General features: G+C 54.4%; 18 protein-coding genes and 1 riboswitch. Of the genes, 10 read left to right on the top strand and 8 right to left on the bottom strand.

Annotated elements, in window-relative coordinates; genetic code table 11:
• Positions 1–261: 261 nt before the first annotated feature.
• The 5 genes from KO1_RS11390 to yciA all read left to right on the top strand — a co-directional run bounded on the left by KO1_RS11390 (position 262) and on the right by yciA (position 6,010).
• Positions 262–1,005 carry a YciC family protein gene (locus tag KO1_RS11390; protein WP_004101361.1) on the top strand — a complete coding sequence of 248 codons (744 nt, stop codon included), beginning with the start codon at positions 262–264 and terminating at the stop codon, positions 1,003–1,005.
• Positions 1,006–1,056: 51 nt separating this feature from the next.
• The gene (locus KO1_RS11385; RefSeq protein WP_004101360.1) at positions 1,057–1,596 is read left to right on the top strand and encodes a septation protein A; all 540 of its coding nucleotides are present in this window, start codon (positions 1,057–1,059) and stop codon (positions 1,594–1,596) included.
• Positions 1,597–1,689: 93 nt separating this feature from the next.
• Positions 1,690–1,751, top strand: a riboswitch (Fluoride riboswitch).
• 79 nt (positions 1,752–1,830) lie between these two features.
• Positions 1,831–3,147, top strand: coding sequence for a voltage-gated chloride channel family protein (locus KO1_RS11380; RefSeq protein WP_064406932.1), 1,317 nt, complete (start codon positions 1,831–1,833; stop codon positions 3,145–3,147).
• 183 nt (positions 3,148–3,330) lie between these two features.
• Complete coding sequence (locus KO1_RS11375) at positions 3,331–5,511, top strand: TonB-dependent siderophore receptor (protein ID WP_023329577.1); 2,181 nt, start codon at positions 3,331–3,333, stop codon at positions 5,509–5,511.
• Positions 5,512–5,611: 100 nt separating this feature from the next.
• Entirely contained in the window at positions 5,612–6,010 is a 399-nt protein-coding gene (gene yciA / locus KO1_RS11370) for an acyl-CoA thioester hydrolase YciA (RefSeq protein WP_004101357.1), read from the top strand.
• Between the two features lie 32 nt (positions 6,011–6,042).
• Here the strand turns inward: yciA and KO1_RS11365 are convergent, their stop codons facing one another.
• Positions 6,043–6,579 (bottom strand): YniB family protein, encoded by a 537-nt coding sequence (locus KO1_RS11365; RefSeq protein WP_004112393.1) that lies wholly within the window; start codon positions 6,577–6,579, stop codon positions 6,043–6,045.
• A gap of 129 nt (positions 6,580–6,708) precedes the next feature.
• Between KO1_RS11365 and hxpB the strand changes: the two genes are divergently transcribed.
• The 4 genes from hxpB to KO1_RS11345 all read left to right on the top strand — a co-directional run bounded on the left by hxpB (position 6,709) and on the right by KO1_RS11345 (position 10,495).
• Positions 6,709–7,377: a hexitol phosphatase HxpB gene (gene hxpB / locus KO1_RS11360; protein WP_004112390.1), complete on the top strand. Its 669-nt coding sequence runs from the start codon at positions 6,709–6,711 to the stop codon at positions 7,375–7,377.
• Positions 7,378–7,525: 148 nt separating this feature from the next.
• Positions 7,526–8,287: a 2-dehydro-3-deoxy-D-gluconate 5-dehydrogenase KduD gene (gene kduD, locus KO1_RS11355; protein WP_004112387.1), complete on the top strand. Its 762-nt coding sequence runs from the start codon at positions 7,526–7,528 to the stop codon at positions 8,285–8,287.
• 91 nt (positions 8,288–8,378) lie between these two features.
• Positions 8,379–8,969 carry a metal-dependent hydrolase gene (locus KO1_RS11350; protein WP_004101351.1) on the top strand — a complete coding sequence of 197 codons (591 nt, stop codon included), beginning with the start codon at positions 8,379–8,381 and terminating at the stop codon, positions 8,967–8,969.
• Between the two features lie 134 nt (positions 8,970–9,103).
• Positions 9,104–10,495 carry an L-cystine transporter gene (locus tag KO1_RS11345; RefSeq protein WP_004112384.1) on the top strand — a complete coding sequence of 464 codons (1,392 nt, stop codon included), beginning with the start codon at positions 9,104–9,106 and terminating at the stop codon, positions 10,493–10,495.
• 74 nt (positions 10,496–10,569) lie between these two features.
• Here KO1_RS11345 and cedA read toward each other — a convergent pair whose 3' ends face one another.
• Positions 10,570–10,809 (bottom strand): cell division activator CedA, encoded by a 240-nt coding sequence (cedA, locus tag KO1_RS11340; RefSeq protein WP_024274048.1) that lies wholly within the window; start codon positions 10,807–10,809, stop codon positions 10,570–10,572.
• Positions 10,810–11,005: 196 nt separating this feature from the next.
• Here cedA and katE point away from each other — a divergent pair, with 196 nt between their 5' ends.
• Entirely contained in the window at positions 11,006–13,264 is a 2,259-nt protein-coding gene (gene katE / locus KO1_RS11335; protein WP_016808509.1) for a catalase HPII, read from the top strand.
• A gap of 38 nt (positions 13,265–13,302) precedes the next feature.
• Here the strand turns inward: katE and chbG are convergent, their stop codons facing one another.
• From chbG to chbB, 6 genes are all read right to left on the bottom strand, one after another.
• Positions 13,303–14,061 carry a chitin disaccharide deacetylase gene (chbG, locus tag KO1_RS11330; protein WP_016808508.1) on the bottom strand — a complete coding sequence of 253 codons (759 nt, stop codon included), beginning with the start codon at positions 14,059–14,061 and terminating at the stop codon, positions 13,303–13,305.
• A gap of 12 nt (positions 14,062–14,073) precedes the next feature.
• Entirely contained in the window at positions 14,074–15,420 is a 1,347-nt protein-coding gene (locus tag KO1_RS11325) for a 6-phospho-beta-glucosidase (protein WP_004101344.1), read from the bottom strand.
• 102 nt (positions 15,421–15,522) lie between these two features.
• Positions 15,523–16,362 (bottom strand): transcriptional regulator ChbR, encoded by an 840-nt coding sequence (chbR, locus tag KO1_RS11320; RefSeq protein ID WP_071530309.1) that lies wholly within the window; start codon positions 16,360–16,362, stop codon positions 15,523–15,525.
• A gap of 12 nt (positions 16,363–16,374) precedes the next feature.
• Positions 16,375–16,722, bottom strand: coding sequence for a PTS N,N'-diacetylchitobiose transporter subunit IIA (gene chbA, locus KO1_RS11315; protein WP_004101342.1), 348 nt, complete (start codon positions 16,720–16,722; stop codon positions 16,375–16,377).
• A 54-nt stretch (positions 16,723–16,776) separates the two neighbouring features.
• Positions 16,777–18,135 (bottom strand): PTS N,N'-diacetylchitobiose transporter subunit IIC, encoded by a 1,359-nt coding sequence (gene chbC / locus KO1_RS11310; RefSeq protein ID WP_004112376.1) that lies wholly within the window; start codon positions 18,133–18,135, stop codon positions 16,777–16,779.
• Between the two features lie 168 nt (positions 18,136–18,303).
• Entirely contained in the window at positions 18,304–18,624 is a 321-nt protein-coding gene (gene chbB / locus KO1_RS11305; protein ID WP_004101340.1) for a PTS N,N'-diacetylchitobiose transporter subunit IIB, read from the bottom strand.
• Positions 18,625–18,793: the final 169 nt, after the last annotated feature.

Below are 18,793 nucleotides of genomic sequence, written 5' to 3'. Positions count from 1 at the left end.
TATGTTTGATCCAACATAGATCACATTAAGTGGGCAAATTTAACATTTATTGATCCAGATTAATTTTCACTTTCTCAATGCAATCAGTGATAAACGAGATGTATCAAGTTCTCCCTTGTCGCTTCTCAACAGAGGTCATCACCGATTTCCCCTTCTATTTACAAAGATATACTTAGCGCACAGGAGCAGAGACTGCTACCCAGCCGCGATTTGCGGTACAATCGCCGGCTAGTTAATACCTGCAATACTCAAGGAGAATGCATGTCTATCACGGCGAAGTCCGTCTACCGTGACACCGGGAACTTTTTCCGCAATCAGTTCGTTACTATCCTGCTGATTGCGCTGTTATGCGCGTTCATTACGGTAGTACTTGGCCATGCCTTTTCACCCAGTGAAGAGCAGCTGTCGATTCTGAGTCAGGGCGATAGCCTGGCGGGCAGCGGCGGGCTGTTCGAACTGGTTCAGAGCATGACGCCGGAGCAGCAGCAAATTCTGCTGCGCGCGTCCGCAGCCTCGACCTTCTCCGGGCTGGTTGGCAACGCCATTCTTGCCGGCGGCGTTCTGCTGATGATCCAGATGGTCTCCGCCGGCCAGAGAGTCAGCGCCCTGCGTGCGATCGGCGCTTCCGCGCCGGTGCTGCCAAAGCTGCTGCTGCTGATCCTGCTGACGACGTTTGTTGTGCAGATGGGGATGATGCTGGTGGTGGTGCCGGGCGTCCTGCTCGCCATTGTGCTCTCTTTCGCGCCGATCATGCTGGTACAGGATAAAGTTGGTATTTTCAGCGCCATGCGTAGCAGTATGCGCCTGGCCTGGGCCAACGTACGCCTGGTGGCGCCGGCAATTATCGGCTGGCTGCTGGCGAAAACGCTGCTTCTGCTGTTTGCATCCAGCTTCGCGGTCCTGACGCCAAACGTTGGCGCGGTGGTAATAAATACCCTCAGCAATCTGATCTCCGCATTGTTGCTGATCTATTTATTCCGCTTGTATATGCTCATTCGTAACTAACTTAACCCGGGGCGGCGCAACCTGCCCCTACCTGAACGACGGAATCGATGTATGAAGCAGTTTCTGGATTTTTTACCGCTGGTAGTCTTCTTCGCATTCTACAAGCTTTATGATATCTACGCCGCGACGACCGCGCTGATTATCGCCACCGCTATCGTGCTGATTTACAGCTGGGTACGCTATCGCAAAGTCGAAAAAATGGCGTTAATTACCTTCGTGCTGGTCGCCGTATTCGGCGGCTTAACCATCTTTTTCCACAACGACGAATTTATTAAGTGGAAAGTGACGGTTATCTACGTCCTGTTCGCCAGCGCCCTGCTGTTCAGCCAGTGGGTGATGAAGAAGCCATTGATCCAGCGTATGCTGGGTAAAGAGCTGACGCTGCCGCAGCAGGTGTGGTCACGTCTCAATCTGGCCTGGGCGGTGTTTTTCATCCTTTGCGGGCTGGCAAATATCTATATCGCTTTCTGGCTGCCGCAGAATATCTGGGTCAACTTCAAGGTCTTCGGCCTGACCGCTCTGACGCTGGTATTCACCCTGCTGAGCGGTGTGTATATTTATCGCCATATGCCGCAGGACGACAACCATTAACCTTTCCCCCACGGTGCGCCGCCCGACGCGCCGTGTTATTCGTTTCCCCCTTGTATAAACCACTTCAGCTGAATCGATTCGTAATGTAAGATATTTCTCACAGGAGATGGCATTCCTCCTTGAACCGCCATGTGGCTAATGATGCCTGCTTTTTATTCCCGGACCGGGAATGGGCAGGCCTATCTGAATGGCTGGCACCGCGTCCGGGAAGATTCATCTTCTAAGGATCCGACGATGCGCGCATACCGCTTTTCATCACTCTCTTTGCTTTTATTCCTCGGGAAATGGCTGCTCCTCGCTTTTATCATTGCGGTGCTGGCGGGCACGGCCTCGGCATTTTTTCTTTTCTCACTGGAGTGGGCTACGGCAACGCGGGAAGCTCACCGCTGGCTTATCTGGCTCCTGCCGTTTGCCGGATTTGCCGTCGGCTGGATCTATCTGCGCTACGGTACCTGCGTGGAGGCAGGCAACAACCTGATTCTGGAAGAGATCCATGACCCTAAATGCATCATTCCCCTACGGATGGCGCCGCTGGTATTTTTCGGCACCGTTGTTTCTCATCTGTTTGGCGCCTCCGTCGGGCGTGAAGGCACGGCGGTACAGATGGGGGCCTCGATCGCCGATCGCTTCACGGCCATTTTCCGTCTTAACCACGATGCACGGTCAATGGTGCTGATGGCCGGGATCAGCGCCGGTTTCTCTTCGGTTTTCGGTACCCCGCTCGCCGGAGCGCTCTTCGGGCTCGAAGTTCTGGCTATCGGACGGATAAACTACAACGCCATTCTTCCTTGCCTGTTTTCCGCAATTATTGCCGATCGAGTCGGCATCATGTGGGGCGTGCAGCATACGCACTACTTTATTGCCAGCTTTCCCACGCTAACGCTCTGGACGCTGCTGGCAATCATTATCGCCGGCTGCTGCTTTGGCCTCGCGGCGCGCATTTTTGCCGACAGCACGCAGGCAATCGGCGCGTTGATGAAAAAACGGATTCACTACGCGCCGCTGCGGCCGTTTATTGGCGGACTGGCGATTGCCTGCGCGGTCTGGCTGCTGCACGGAGAGCGCTATATTGGCCTGGGCATATCGGTGATAGTGGACGCTTTCCAGCAACCGCTGGCACCGTGGGATAGCTTAGGCAAACTGCTCTTCACCGCCGTCTCTTTAGGTAGCGGATTTAAAGGTGGTGAAGTCACTCCGCTGTTTTATGTCGGTGCGACGCTGGGCAATGCGCTGGCGCCGCTGCTGCATATGCCGCTCGGCTTTCTGGCCGGAATAGGTTTTGTCGCCGTCTTTGCCGGGGCGGCGAATACGCCTGTTGCCTCAACGCTGATGGCGATTGAGCTGTTTGGTTCTGAAATCGGTATTTACGCCGCGCTGGCCTGCGTGGTGGCCTGGCTGGTCTCAGGCTATAGCGGTATTTATCGTTCGCAGCGTATAGCCTGCCGAAAACAGAGCGATGTGCCAACTGGCATCAGGCTGTCAGAATTCCCGGAGTGGTACCAGTCTCAAAAAAGCCGACAAAAGGCCGACAAAGAGACGCCCGCCTCCTGACAATCGCACCTGGAAGCCGGTGAGGGTAAGCCCCGCCGGTTTCTCCATGATGTCTGTCACATACCGGAAAGTTGCGGCAATTGTGAGGATTTGATGGAGATTATCTTCACTTTATTGAAATGATAATAATTATCATTGATATTCTCGATCTCAATTTTTCATGATTTGATATGGATATTTATAATGAGAACGCAGAAAAATCACATAGCAACGCCCCTGGCCCTGGCCATTGCAGGCTTACTCAGCCCAGGGGTCTTCGCCGAAGAGGTGGAACAGGATACGGAGACCATGGTGGTTCACGGAACCGCCGAAGAGGCGCTGAAGCAGCAGCCGGGCGTCTCGATCATTACCGCTGAAGATATTGCTAAGGACCCTCCGGTTAATGATCTGTCAGAAATCATCCGTAAAATGCCCGGCGTAAACCTGACCGGCAACAGCGCCAGCGGCAGCCGCGGCAACAACCGGCAGATCGACATTCGCGGGATGGGGCCGGAAAACACGTTGATTCTTATTGACGGCGTGCCCGTCACTTCCCGCAACTCCGTACGCTATAGCTGGCGCGGCGAGCGTGATACCCGAGGCGACAGCAATTGGGTACCGCCGGAAATGGTGGAACGCATTGAAGTTCTGCGCGGACCCGCCGCTGCGCGCTACGGTTCTGGCGCTGCGGGTGGGGTCGTCAATATTATCACCAAACGCCCCACCAACGACTGGCACGGATCGCTCTCGCTCTATACCAATCAGCCGGAAAATAACAAAGAAGGCGCCACTAACCGGGCTAACTTCAGCCTCAACGGACCGCTGGCCGGGGATGCCCTGACCATGCGTTTGTATGGCAACATTAACAAAACGGAACCCGATGCCTGGGATATTAACCGCGCGCAAAATGGCTCTTATGCGGCGGGCCGCGAAGGCGTGCGCAACAAAGATATTAACGCCCTGCTGTCGTGGAAAGTCACCCCGCAGCAGATCCTCGACTTCAGCTACGCCTACAGCCGTCAGGGCAATATCTATGCCGGCGATACGCAATACAGCAACAGTAATATGAGCCCAAATGGCCTGGTGGATACGCTGTACGGTCAGGAAACCAACCGGCTTTACCGGCAGACCTGGGGCCTGACCTACAACGGGATCTGGGACTGGGGCCAGTCGAAAGCGGGCGTCTACTACGAAAAAACCAACAATACCCGTCTGCAGGAGGGCACCACCGGTCGCGTAGAAGGGATGATCAATAGCGATGTCTACGACACCAGCCGCCTGGAGTCTTGGCGCTCAACCGCTGAAGTGAATCTTCCCTTTAACTGGCTCACAGAACAGACCCTGACTGTGGGGATGGAGTGGAACCGCGATGAACTGAACGATCCGGCTTCGATGCAGGCCACCACAACGACGGACACGCTGCCAGGGATGTCCGGCGATCCTTCGCAACGCAGCCCTAAAAACAGCGCCACGCTGACCGGTATTTATCTGGAAGACAATATCGAAGCGATGCCGGGAACCAATATTATCCCCGGCCTGCGTTTCGACTATCATAACGACTTCGGCAGTAACTGGAGCCCGAGCCTGAATCTGTCACAGGATCTGGGCGATATGTTTAAGGTTAAGGCGGGCATTGCCCGCGTATTCAAGGCGCCGAACCTGTATCAGTCAAGCGAAGGCTACCTGCTCTCTACGCGCGGAAACGGCTGCCCGATAAGTATTGCGGAAGGCAATTGCTATCTTTTAGGTAACCCGGATCTCGACCCGGAAATCAGCGTCAACAAAGAGCTCGGCCTTGAGTTTAACCTCAACGGTTATAACGCCGGCATCACCTGGTTCCGCAACGACTACAAAAACAAGATCGTCTCCGGCACCGAGGTGCTGGGTAATACCGCCAGCGGAGCGAATATCCTGCAGTGGGAGAACGGCGGGAAAGCGGTCGTCGAAGGCCTTGAAGGCACGCTGCTGGTTCCGCTCATTGCCGATACGCTCAGCTGGCGCACCAACGCCACTTATATGATCAAATCGGAAAACAAAGATACCGGCAACCCGCTGTCCGTTATTCCGAAATACACCATCAATACCCTGCTCGACTGGCAGGTGACCAGCAAGTTCTCTGCTAACGTCAACTGGACCCTGTACGGTCGACAGAAACCGCGCGAATACGCGGAAATTCGTAACGAAAACGGGGTGCTGGCCACCAACGAAGTCGGCGCGTATTCTGTCGTCGGCGTCGGCGGCAACTATCAGCTAACCAAAGACCTGCGGCTGAATGCCGGGATCAGTAACCTCTTCGATAAGCAAATTTATCGGGAAAACGAAGGCGCTTCGACCTATAACGAACCGGGTCGCGCCTATTACGCTGGCGTCACGCTCTCTTTCTAACCCCCTCGCGCCCGCTATAGCGGGCGTATTCCCCTATTCTCTCAACCTCATTTTCATAGTAGCATCCGCCTGATCGTCTTTGACCAGTACAGAGTAGAGAATGACAACAACAGATCTTGCGCCGAAGGGCGAATTGGTTTTACGCACCCTGGCGATGCCGGCGGACACCAACGCAAACGGCGATATTTTCGGCGGCTGGCTGATGTCGCAAATGGATATTGGCGGGGCCATTATGGCCAAAGAAATTGCCCACGGTCGCGTCGTGACCGTGCGCGTCGACGGCATGACCTTTTTGCGCCCGGTGGCGGTCGGCGACGTCGTGTGCTGCTACGCCAACTGCGTGAAGCGCGGCAATACGTCGATAACTATCAATATGGAAGTGTGGGTTAAGAAAGTGTCGTCTGAGCCCATCGGCCAGCGCTACAAAGCCACCGAAGCGCTGTTTATCTACGTCGCGGTGGATAATCAGGGAAAACCGCGCGCACTGCCGACTCTGTGATTCAGCCGGCCCGGGGCATCCGGGCCGATTGTTTACAGAAAACCGAGTAAAGAAAAGAAGAAGTAGCCCAGCACAATAATAATTACCGGCAGGACGTACAGCGGAAAATACTGCACCAGGATGGTGTGGCGCGGCACCACAACCCGTGCGGAAATTTGTTCGCGCGTCAGCCCTTCCGTTCCTTTAGCCTGTTCCAGAATCAGCTGATCCTCAACGCCTTCGCGCAGAAACTTCGCCTGGCGCCCCATCCGCGCCCCGGAAGCCTGTAGCGCCATGCCGACGAACACCAGAATATAGATGATCCAGAAACCGATATTCATGCCGTGCTTAAAATCCGGCAGCGGCGAGTTGTACCAGAAGAAATTGAGGAACGGCGTGTTAAAGCGCATCATCTCGATCATCACATGAGCAAAGTCCATCATCACCGCGTCGATGCCCGGTTTTTTCTCGCTGTGCTCGTACATAAACTTCAGCACGGAGATCAGCGTCGAGATAACCGCCGGGATAAATACCACCCATCCCAGAATTCGTTTAAGTACTGCAATGCGTCCAGCTTGTTGATACGTCATGGATTCCCCTTGTTAAGACGCCTATCCACTCTTAGTCTACCTTCGTCGGCGAATTTCGCCCAATAATGCGCGGTATGATATACCATGAGTGCCGATTCGTTATCTACTTACGCTACAGGAGAGGGACTTATGTCAGCCAGGCGCCAGATTCACGCCGCGATTTTTGATATGGATGGATTACTGATTGACTCCGAGCCGCTATGGGACAAAGCAGAGCTGGAGGTAATGGCCAGCCTTGGGGTGGATATTCGTCGCCGCAATGAAATGCCGGATATTCTCGGGCTGCGCATCGATTTAGTCGTCGACCTGTGGTTTGCCCAACAGCCGTGGCAGGGCCCGGACCGCGCGGAGGTCACCACGCGGATCATCAATCGCGCTATCCAACTGGTGGAAGAGGCGCGTCCGCTGCTGCCGGGGGCGCGGGAAGCGGTGGCGATGTGTAAAGCACAGGGACTGAAAATTGGCCTGGCGTCGGCATCGCCGCTGCGAATGCTGGAAAAAGTCCTCGCCATGTTTGAACTACGCGACCAGTTTGACGCCCTCGCTTCCGCCGAAATGCTGCCGTACAGCAAACCGCACCCGCAGGTCTATCTGAACTGCGCCGCCAGTCTCGGCGTCAGCCCGATGAACTGCGTGGCGCTGGAAGACTCGGTCAACGGGATGATTGCCAGCAAAGCGGCGCGGATGCGCTCTGTCGTCGTACCGGAAGCGGAAAATAGCCATGACCCGCGCTTCGTGCTGGCCGACGTCAAGCTTGCCACCCTTGAATCTTTGACCCTGAGCGACCTGCTCGGCTAAAGGCATCGCTGATGATGGGGTTGCGGCATCGCCCCATCATCACAAAATTAAAACAGCGTTTCATTTTTATTTGTCTTTTCTTCTCCCGCCCTCTATGCTTGTCCCAACGGCGTTATTTGACGCATAAAATCAGCATACAGGGGTGCATATGGTACTGAACGCCTTTGACCTTACGGGCAAGGTCGCTATCGTGACGGGTTGTGATACCGGACTGGGCCAGGGAATGACGTTGGGCCTTGCGCAGGCCGGGTGCGATATCGTCGGCGTGAATCGCCGGATCCCTCACGAAACCGCAGAGAAGGTTCAGGCGCTGGGCCGACGCTTTACCGCTATTCAGGCCGATCTGAGCCGTCAGGATCAGATCGCAGCCATTGTTACTCAGGCCGTGGCCGCCATGGGCCGGGTTGACATTCTGGTGAATAATGCCGGAACCATACGCCGCGCCGATGCGCTAACCTTTAGCGAAAAGGACTGGGACGACGTGCTTAACCTGAATCTGAAATCCGTTTTCTTTCTGTCTCAGGCGGTCGCCAGACAGTTCATCGCGCAGGGCGACGGCGGAAAAATTATTAATATCGCCTCAATGCTCTCATTTCAGGGCGGTATTCGGGTCCCGTCATACACCGCCTCCAAAAGCGGCGTGCTGGGCATTACCCGCCTGATGGCCAACGAATGGGCGGAACATCGTATTAACGTTAACGCCATCGCGCCGGGCTATATGGCTACCAATAATACCCAGCAGCTGCGCGACGATGCCGAACGCAGCAAAGAGATCCTCGACCGTATCCCGGCCGCACGCTGGGGTGTTCCGGAAGACCTGCAGGGACCGGTGGTCTTTCTTGCTTCCCAGGCGGCGGATTACATTAACGGCTATACCCTGGCGGTGGACGGCGGCTGGCTGGCACGCTGATGGTCTTGTGACAAAGAGTTACACCGTCACCTCTTCCGCACACTGTATAAAAACCCTATACTGTATGAATTGACAGTTTAGGGTGTTTATCATGACGGCGGAAGGCCACCTCCTCTTTTCTATTGCCTGTGCGGTATTTGCGAAAAATGCGGAATTAACCCCCGTGCTGGCCCAGGGTGACTGGTGGCATATCGTTCCGTCCGCCATCCTGACCTGTCTGCTGCCGGATATCGATCACCCCAAGTCGTTTCTCGGGCAACGATTAAGCTGGATATCAAAACCGATTGCCCGCGCCTTCGGCCATCGCGGCTTCACCCATAGCCTGCTGGTGGTCTTTGGCGCGGTGGCGATTTTCTCGTTGAAGGTTCCGGATAGCTGGATCGTCCCGGCGGATGCGGTTCAGGGCCTGGTGCTGGGCTACCTCAGCCATATTCTTGCCGACATGCTTACCCCTGCCGGGGTTCCGCTGCTCTGGCCCTGCCGCTGGCGCTTTCGCTTCCCTATTCTTGCGCCGCGAAAAGGTAATCAACTGGAGCGCGCGCTGTGCATGGCGCTGTTCATCTACGCCGTGTGGATGCCGCAAAACGTTGCCGAAAACAGCGCCGTTCGCTGGTCATCTGAGATGATAAATTCACTGCAAACTACCTTTCATCGCTTTATTAGTCACCAGACTGGACGATAAAGCAGCGAATTATTCAAATAGTTATAATCAATTCCATTTGAATATAAGGTACGGATTACGCCTTCTGCTACCCTTGCCGTCATAAGAGTTGGTTATTGACCAACCTGGTGATAAAAGATATCAGGAGAACGGGGATGAACTTTCCATTAATAGCGAACGTAGTTGTGTTCGCGGTTTTACTGTTGGCGCTGGCCCAAACCCGCCATAAACAGTGGAGCCTCGCTAAAAAAGTGCTGGTCGGTCTGGTTATCGGCGTTATTTTTGGCCTGGCGTTACAGCTAATCTATGGCTCCGACAGCCCGGTACTGAAGGACTCTATCCAGTGGTTTAATATCGTCGGTAACGGCTACGTTCAACTGCTGCAAATGATCGTCATGCCGCTGGTTTTCGCCTCGATTCTGAGCGCGGTGGCCCGCCTGCATAACGCTTCGCAGCTGGGTAAAATCAGCTTCCTCAGTATCGGTACCCTGCTCTTTACTACGCTGATTGCGGCGCTGGTCGGGGTGCTGGTGACTAACATGTTTGGCCTGACAGCCGAAGGCCTGGTCCAGGGCAGCGCGGAAACCGCACGCCTCAACGCCATTCAGAGTAATTATGCCGGTAAAGTCGCCGACCTGAGCGTCCCGCAGCTGATCCTCTCCTTTGTGCCGAAAAATCCGTTCGCCGATCTGACCGGCGCGAACCCGACGTCGATTATCAGCGTGGTAATCTTCGCTGCATTCCTCGGCGTCGCGGCGCTGAAGCTGCTGAAAGACGATGTCGCCAAAGGCCAGCGCGTGCTGACCGCTATCGATACGCTGCAGAGCTGGGTGATGAAGCTGGTGCGTCTGGTCATGCAGTTAACGCCGTACGGCGTACTGGCGCTGATGACCAAAGTGGTTGCGGGCTCTAACCTGCAGGACATTATCAAGCTCGGCAGCTTCGTTATCGCCTCCTATATTGGTCTGGGCATCATGTTCGTGGTGCACGGCCTGCTGCTGGCGGTCAACGGCGTGAGCCCTCTGAAATACTTCCGCAAAGTCTGGCCGGTTCTGACCTTCGCCTTCACCAGCCGCTCCAGCGCGGCGTCTATTCCGCTGAACGTGGAAGCGCAAACCCGTCGTCTGGGCGTGCCGGAATCCATTGCCAGCTTCTCAGCATCGTTCGGCGCTACCATCGGACAGAACGGCTGTGCGGGACTCTATCCGGCGATGCTGGCGGTGATGGTCGCACCGACGGTCGGTATTAACCCGCTCGATCCGCTGTGGATTGCTACCCTGGTTGGCATCGTCACCGTCAGTTCCGCCGGCGTCGCAGGCGTGGGCGGAGGCGCGACGTTTGCCGCGCTGATCGTCTTACCGGCGATGGGGCTGCCGGTCACGCTGGTGGCGCTGTTAATCTCGGTTGAACCGCTGATTGATATGGGCCGTACGGCGCTGAACGTTAGCGGCTCAATGACCGCCGGTACCCTGACCAGCCAGTGGCTGCGCCAAACCGATAAAGCTATTCTCGATAGCGATGACGATGCGGAGCTGGCACACCGCTAAGTCGATATGCCCTTCGCGTAGTCAGAAACTAAAAACCGCTGAATTTTCAGCGGTTTTTTATTGTCCCGGCTCATTCAGGCGTCGATTTCACCTTCCTGCCTCATTTGCGTCGCCCAGCGCTGCGCCGCTTCCGGCACGTTAAACGGCGGGGAGCGACGGAAACGTTCGTCGATCAGCACAAAGGCGACGTATTTACCCCGCAGAACCCAAACGTCGCGAAAACCATCCATTTTGACGGCGTGTTCCGGCGGCGCAGGCTCCACTCGAGGCACGTAGCTAATGACCTGACGATTTTGTTGGCGAAGTGGTTTCATGACAAATAAATTCACTAAATACGGCGGTAAACAGAAACCCCTATCATAGCCGAAAACGCCCGCTTTCGTCGCCCCCTGCTTGCGGTCCTTTAGTAGCAAAACTCTTATAAAAATATATTCTTGAAATGATGTTCTACAATTAGAAGGGTTTTGGTTTAGCAAAGACCATTTTCAGTAATGAAAGCAGGAGCGTGCAATGTCTGATAAACCCCATAACCCGAAATCCCATCAATCACCGGTGCATGATGACCGGGCGGCAAAACCTGGCCTGGGCGCATTAGCGCCAGAAGATCAGGATTGGCAGCCCACGCCGCACCCGACCGCGCCGGGCGAAGAGCCGACGGCGCCGGGTAGCATGAAGGCCCCGGATACGACCAGCGAAAAGCTCGATGCCCTCGAGAAACAGCGTAAAGGCGGTGAGAATGCTGCGCTTACAACCAATCAGGGTCTACGCATCGCTGACGACCAGAACTCGCTGCGCGCGGGTCAACGCGGCCCCACGCTGCTGGAAGATTTTATCCTGCGTGAAAAAATAACCCATTTTGACCATGAACGTATTCCCGAGCGCATCGTTCATGCCCGCGGCTCCGCTGCGCACGGCTATTTCCAGGCGTACAGCGATTTAAGCGACATCACCAAAGCGGCTTTCCTCTGCGACCCGCAGAAAAAAACGCCGGTATTCGTCCGTTTTTCCACCGTTCAGGGCGGCGCTGGCTCCGCCGATACGGTGCGCGACATCCGTGGTTTTGCCACCAAGTTTTATACCGACGAGGGCATCTTTGACCTGGTCGGCAACAACACGCCGATCTTTTTTATCCAGGATGCGATCAAGTTTCCCGATTTTGTCCATGCGGTGAAACCGGAACCGCACTGGGCCGTCCCGCAGGGGCAAAGCGCGCACGATACCTTCTGGGATTACGTCTCGCTGCAGCCTGAAACGCTGCATAACGTCATGTGGGCGATGTCGGACCGCGGGCTACCCCGCAGCTACCGTACCATGGAAGGGTTTGGCATCCACACCTTCCGCCTGATTAACGCGGAAGGTAAAGCGACCTTCGTACGCTTCCACTGGAAGCCGGTCGCGGGTAAGGCCTCTCTGGTGTGGGATGAGTCGCAAAAGCTGACCGGCCGCGACCCCGATTTCCATCGTCGTGACTTATGGGAATCGATTGAAGCCGGAGATTATCCTGAGTACGAGCTGGGATTACAGCTGATCCCGGAAGAGGATGAATTTGCTTTTGATTTCGATCTGCTGGATCCCACCAAGCTCATCCCGGAAGCGTTGGTTCCGGTGCAGCGCGTCGGTAAGATGGTCCTTAATCGCAACCCGGATAACTTCTTTGCCGAAAACGAACAGGCGGCCTTCCATCCCGGGCATATCGTTCCAGGAATAGACTTCAGCAACGACCCGCTGCTGCAGGGCCGACTCTTCTCCTATACCGATACGCAGATTAGCCGCCTCGGCGGGCCGAATTTCCATGAAATTCCGATTAATAAACCCACCTGCCCGTATCATAATTTCCAGCGCGACGGCATGCACCGGATGGATATTGATACCAACCCGGCAAACTATGAACCTAACTCCATCAATAACAACTGGCCGCGGGAGACGCCGCCGGCCGCTAAACGCGGCGGCTTCGAATCCTATGCCGAGCGGATTGACGGAGAAAAAATTCGCCAGCGTAGCCCTTCCTTTGGCGAGTATTACTCTCAACCCCTGCTATTCTGGCGTAGCCAGACGCCAATTGAGCAGCAGCATATTATCGACGGATTCAGCTTCGAGCTGAGCAAGGTTGTCAGAGAGTGGATCCGCGAGCGGGTGGTCGATCAGCTGGCGCATATCGACCTGCAGCTGGCTCAGGCCGTAGGTAAAAACCTGGGTATTGAGCTCACGGACGAACAGCGCAGCATTACGCCGCCGCCGGATGTCAACGGCCTGAAAAAGGATCCGACGCTAAGCCTGTACGCCATTCCCAGCGGCGACGTGAAAGGCCGGGTGGTGGCGGTACTGCTTAACGATCGTCCGGTTGCCAAAGAGCTGCTGACTTTGCTCAAGTCGCTGAAAGCGCACGGGGTACATGCCAAATTACTCTATTCACGAATGGGGAAAGTGCAGGCCGATGATGGCACCGAGCTCCCGGTAGCCGGAACCTTTGCCGGGTCGCCATCGCTGACCGTGGATGCAGTCATCGTTCCCGGCGGCGATCTGCAAAGTCTGAGCAGCAACGGTGATTTCAACTATTACCTGCTGGAAGCATACAAACACCTGAAGCCGATTCTGCTGGCAGGCGATGCACGGCAGTGCAAAGCGCCGCTGCAGGTTGCCGCTCAGGGCGAAGAAGGCATTGTTGAGACCGATGCCATTGATAGCCAATCAATGGATGAACTGATCACCCTGATGGCGGCGCATCGGGTGTGGTCGAGAAGCGCTAAAATCGCCGCGATCCCGGCGTAAAAAAAGCCCGGCAGAGATGCCGGGCTTCTCACTTCCCTTTATACATCGCGGTAGGTTCCAAGCCGGTAGCCGCGCTCGGCAATCGCATACTTCAGCGACCCGGCGGTCAGCACATCCAGTTCGGTCAGTCGCGGATAGCAGTAGGCGCTGCCCATTATCGTGTTATCCACGAACGCCGGGTGACACATCACCTCCAGCGATTTTTCCTCGCGCTGGACAGAGGCATCCAGGGTTTGCAGAAACAGCGCTTCCGAAACCCCTTCCCCGTAGAACTCGCTGGCAAATCCATCACTACTGCGCGCGGCATCCTGCGCCAGGCCTGACAGCGTCGCTAGCTGGCGGTCGATCCGCAGCGCCACGCCCTTCTCGCGGGCAAACGCCGCGACGATGGGGTAGATCTGCGCGATCATATGGACATGATGATGGCTGTCGATATGCGTCGGTTCATGGCCAAACAGCTCGACAAAACGCTGATACTGACGCTCCAGTTCGTGGGCGATGTCGTCCAGCGGCAGGCTGCCCTCTTCCGCCATCTGCCAAATCCACTTTCCAAAGCGCCCTTCGCGGGTTAGCCCCGGCATCGCCGCCAGCGGCTCGCCCAGCGTCAGGACAAAGTGCATCCCAACCGCCAGCTCCGGGACGCAGCGGCTAAGCTGGGCAGCGTGGCTAATCGCCGCGCCGTTGACCAGCGCCGTCGTGGAGGTGACCACACCGTTCTTGCAAGCTTCGATAATGCCGTAGTTTTGCCCCCTGCTGAGGCCAAAATCATCGGCATTGACGATTAACACGCGTTCCATTAGCCGCTCCCGTTACTGTTTCAGTTTTTCGATAGTCGCCGCAAAGTTTGGCAGCCACTGCTCGTGCGCGAGGATCATCTCCCGCGCCAGCTTTTCAGCATCGCGATCGGAGTGGATCAGCGGGCTCAGATTAAGCGCCAGCAGCACATCATCCAGTTTACCGCTGATAGCCGCTTCGCTGGCCGCAACTTCAAAACCTTTAATGGTGTAAATCAGCCCCAACACTTTCTCATCGAAATGCGTGATGCGCGGCGTTGGTTTCGCGCCGTCGCGGCCCAGCGTACAGGTCATCTCGACCGCCCAGTCTGCCGGGATGTTATCAACGTGACCATGATGCGGCACGTTCACGTAATGCTCGGCCTGCTTGTCATTATAAATGGCGTTAATCACTTCACAGGCCGCGTCGGAATAATACGCCCCACCGCGCTGTTCCAGTTCTTTCGGCTTAACGTTCAGATCCGGATCTTTGTACAGCTCAAATAGCTGTTTCTCAACCTTCTGCACCACCTGCGCGCGCGCGCCGCCTTTGTAGTATTCGCCCATTTCAATCGCCAGCATCTCTTTTGGCTTAAAGTAGTAGAGCAGATAGGAACAAGGGATCAGGCGCAGCGAACGAAGCAGTCCTTCGCTAAAGGGTAAATCAAAAATATTTTTCACCGAGTTAGCGCTCAATCGACCCGATGCCACGCCGTCCAGCAGCTCGTCAAAGCGTGAAACGCCGTTAACCAGTACATCGCGCACAAATACCAGATGGTTCAGGCCAAACAGATCGATATTGAGCTCATCGCTCGGGCTCAGCTGCAGAACGTCGGTGATAAACATCTTCATGCCAATCGGAATATTGCACACGCCGATAAAACGCTTGAAGCCGGTATGACGATAAACCGCTTCGGTGACCATCCCCGCCGGATTGGTAAAGTTAATGACCCAGGCATTCGGACAGACTTCCTGCACATCTTTCACAATGTCAAAAATGACCGGAATAGTGCGCAAACCTTTAAACAGTCCGCCCGCGCCGTTGGTTTCCTGGCCTAAATAGCCGTGGCTCAGCGGGATACGCTCGTCCTTCTCGCGGGCCTTGAGCTGGCCAACGCGCAGCTGGGTCGTTACGAAATCTGCGCCTTCCAGCGCCGCGCGGCGATCGAGGGTCTTGTAGACTTTCATCGGCACGCCGGCTTTTTCCACCATGCGCTGGCACAGCGCATGGATAATATCGAGCTTTTCCTGCCCTTCCGCGACGTCCACCAGCCACAGTTCGCTAATCGGCAGTTCATGATAACGCTTCAGGAACCCTTCCAGTAATTCCGGGGTATAGCTGCTGCCGCCGCCGATAGTCACTACCTTCAATTTCTGGCTCATCTTTTTCTCCCTTGCGGATAACGCGTATGCGACACCCGCTCTCCGTGTAAATACGGACAGTTAATTTGAATATTTAGACCGCGCGGACTATTCCGCGCCCGGTTAATTAATACTGGTGAGGTGTTTCCGATAGCTGCTGGGGGTAAAAGAAGTCAGCTTCTTGAATGTTTTAATAAACAAACTTGGGCTACTGTACCCCGACTCATAGGCAATATCGGTCACCGAGTAGTTGGTTATCTCTAACTGTTTTTTTGCGAAGTTGATGCGAATATCGTTAATCATCTGCATCGGCGTTTTGGCGTAATAACGCTGGGTTGCCCGAGTTAAGTACTCCTGGGTTTTCCCGGAAAGTTCAACCATATTCTCCAGCGCCCCCTCGCCAAACTTAAGCTTATCGTGCATCCCCTCCACGGTATTTTTCAGCCATTGCGGAATAACGTCTTCCGCAGGCTCTTCACGATAATGTCGGAGCCGATTCAGAGTATAAAAGGAGACCAGCTCGATAAATTCGTCAAATTCAGTTTCGCGAAAATTCAGTGATGCAATAACCGACTCAATATAACTGAGAAAAGTACTTTTAACGGCATAGACCTGAGAAGCAACCAGACCAAACGGCAGCAGCGGCAGATAGTGTTTTTCAAAGAAACTTTTGCTGATACCAACGTTCAGAATGCGCGTCGCGCCAAATTCATAAAAGCTTTGGTGGTGCGACCCCATTGGGATAAAAACGAAATCCCCGCGCTCCAGCAGCACCCGCTTGCCATTAATAACCTGATAATAGCGCCCGGTTAAAACGATGGTGTACTCGTAATAATCATGCTGGTGAAGTCCGCTTACGCTCTCCGTTTTGTTATAGATGACCACATGAAAGTTTTTGCCGTTAAAGAGTTGTTGCTCCCGGGCGGTACTGATTTCAGTGGTCATCATCTTTGGTTGCCTCATCGTGTCGATGACCTATTGTACCTTCTCGTGCAGCTCAATCAATTCGGCAACCAGCTCACGTGCCAGCATTGAGGTCATCAGATGATCCTGCGCATGCACCAGCACCAGGCTCACCTTCATTTTGCCTTCTCCCTCATCGCTCTCAATCAGCTGGGTCTGCACCAGATGCGCTTCGCTCAGCGCCATGCGCGACTGTTCCATCATGGTTTTAGCCGCCGCAAAATCTCCCTGCTTTGCCTGCTTCAGCGCGGCATAAGCCAGACTACGCGCTTGTCCGGAGTTGATAATCAGCCCCATCACCACCTCTTCGAGGTCGTTTACCGCGGTCTCTTCTGCTGCGATGTTATCCAGATCAAACATAATGACTCCCTTAATTTGCCAGACGGTACGGGAAACTTCCCGTACCGCTCGATATTAGAATTTCAGTGCGTTAGCGATATCTTCTTCGCTCTCTTCCTGCTCAATGACGCCCTGCGCTTTGTTGGAAATAACCACAAACGGCAGGTAGACCAGGGTCGATACGGCAAGGTTGAACAGGGCCAGCAGCAGAGCTGCGACGCTACCGTTAGTGTTAAAGAAGGCGCCTAAACCGGTCGGCATAGTCCACGGAGCGATGTTGGTAATCGGCGGGATGATGCCCAGGGTATACGCCGTCATGGTGATGGCCGCCAGCAGAGGCTGAATCAGAATGAACGGAATAAACATCACCGGGTTCATGATAATCGGCAGACCGAAAAGGATAGGCTCGTTAATCTGGAAGATGCCGGACGGCAGCGCCAGTTTCGCCACCTGACGATGATCCTCGCGGCGGGAAGCGATAAAGATGGCGATGATCAAGCCCAGCGTCGCGCCGGTACCGCCGAGGAAAATGTAGGAATCAAGCATCGGCTTGGCCCACATATGGAAGCTCTTACCCGCCGCCAGCGCGGCTTCAACGGAGCCGTACTGCTGATAGGTTGCGATGTTTTCCAGCGCCCATGGCGTCATAATGCCGCTATCGAGCGCCGACAGCGCCAGCGACCCGTGTACGCCGAAGAACCACAGCAGCGAGGTGAAAATAACGTATGCCCAGCCTACCACGGCACCCATTGAGGCCAGCGGCGTGGAGATCGTGTCCATGATGATCTGGTGGAAGTTCGTTCCCCAGTGGGTCAGCGCCCAGGAGATAATCCCCATAATAGACAGGATAATAAAGGCCGGAATAACCGCTGAGAATGAACGGGAGACCGAAGCCGGCACGCTGGACGGCAGCGTAATCACCCAGTTGCGATGAACGATAAAGGTGAACATCTCGGCAACGACCAGACCGATTACGATACCAGAAATAATGTTGGCACCGCCTAACCAATTCGCGCCAACGGCGTAGGCTTCCCCGACGCTATAAGGCGTAACGGTCATAAATGCCGCAACCGCCAGCAACCCGGCCGCCATTGGGTCAACTTTACGCTCTTCAGCTAAAGCCGAACCAATAAAGAAAGGCGCCATCAGCGACATAATACCTAGCGTACCGTTATAAACGTTGCCGCCGATAGCTTTAAAACCGTTCAGTGTTTCGATTGTCGAGGCATCCAGACGAATGCCCATTGAATAAAAGAATGAACCGTCGCCAAAGCTCAAAAATACGTTATTAATTAAAACAAACATGGCCCCGGCCAACGTCAATGGCATTAACTTAATAAAGCCGTTTTTAATTGCATTGACGTGAGGTTGCCTTCCTATTCTGACCGCAAACGGAAGGAGTACCTTTTCAAGCGAATCAATCACTTTACTCATAATAAATACCCTTTAAGGCCGCAATGTAATTATTGCGGCAATGATAGATGAAATTACTCTTTGACGGGAAAATAAACTCAGGGTATTTCGGACAGCAAACAGTTAAAACACACCCTCACGAAATTTTAACCATTGCCATCCGAAATATGTCGAGTTTTAAAATATAAATTATTGCGCAGCAGCTTTCTTAATGGCCGCAACGGCCGCTTTCAGAACACCTAAACCATCGATCTTACCGTACAGCACGGAATCAATAACTTCTACGGGTTTATTTGGTAGTAAACGTTGAATGTCCGGCAGCATATAGGAAATCTGTGGGCCTAATAATACGACATCAGCATCAGGTCCTTTTTCACCGGCCAGAGTCTCGGGAAATGCTTCAATAATAACCGGCACTTCATACTTCTCGGCCTGAGCACGCATTTTCGAGACCAGCAGTGATGTAGACATCCCAGCAGAACAGAACAGGTAGATATGTTTCTTTTCCATGAACGCTTCCTCAATTTGTGTGACCGGGTCTCCTGAGCGCATCGTTGATGCCGGAGAGGCGGTAAGAGATGTTTCTTTGAATTAGTATTGTTTATGCATTGAGTATACGGCATCGTTCATCGGCAGGATAATTCCTCCTTGAACAGAATTGTCTCTCATTGACCTCGCG

It is taken from the genome of Klebsiella oxytoca NBRC 105695, from assembly GCF_001598695.1.
In the GTDB taxonomy this organism is placed as follows: domain Bacteria; phylum Pseudomonadota; class Gammaproteobacteria; order Enterobacterales; family Enterobacteriaceae; genus Klebsiella; species Klebsiella oxytoca.
Note: the sequence above shows the minus strand (reverse complement) of the source record. Positions and strands in the feature narration are given on the sequence as shown.